At 40.8% G+C, this 610-nt stretch carries 1 protein-coding gene; it reads right to left on the bottom strand.

Going from position 1 to position 610, the window contains the following annotated elements; translation table 11 throughout:
* Positions 1-14: 14 nt before the first annotated feature.
* The coding region (gene tnpC / locus BFU02S_RS16140; RefSeq protein ID WP_066372828.1) for an IS66 family transposase at positions 15-610 on the bottom strand (596 nt) is incomplete at its 5' end.

Here is a 610-nt window from a genome sequence, read left to right as displayed (position 1 = left end):
TGGGGATCGCGTTATTATTTAGGTAAGTTTTTAAAATCTATACAAGCGATAGGGAGTGTTGTTGACCAAGGAAGTACTTTATCCAGGGCACTTTTATCTGTCAAATCAATGTTGGGTAACTTTTCAAATAGATAGCGAAGATAATAATATGGGTTTAAACCATTTTCCTTGGCTGTCTCCACAATACTATAAATGATTGCACTGGCCTTGGCACCTCTCGGTGTATTTGAGAAAAGCCAGTTTTTACGCCCAATCACAAAGGGCTTGATAGAGCGTTCGCTTCGATTATTATCAATCTCCAAACGCCCATCCTCAAGGAATGCCTCTAATTTATCCCATTGGTTGAGACAATAGGTGATTGCCTGACCTAAAGCACTCTTTGGTAATACTTTTTGCTCTTGTATTTTTAGCCATGCCAAAAAAGCATTCAAGACTGGCTTGCTGCGTTCTAATCGTTTTTCATATCTTTCTTCGGGTGATAACTCTATAAGGTCCCGCTCTATGCGGAAAAGTTGGTTACAGTAATGGAGGCCTTCCATTGCTGCTGCGCCTGACGTCATTCGCTTTGAAGAAGGCAGTACTTTTAATGCCTCATCAAATTTACGCCGTG

The organism is Neobacillus fumarioli NBRC 102428 (genome assembly GCF_001591485.1).
GTDB classification, from domain to species: domain Bacteria; phylum Bacillota; class Bacilli; order Bacillales; family Cytobacillaceae; genus Neobacillus; species Neobacillus fumarioli.
This window is presented reverse-complemented; position numbering and strand designations above follow the sequence as displayed.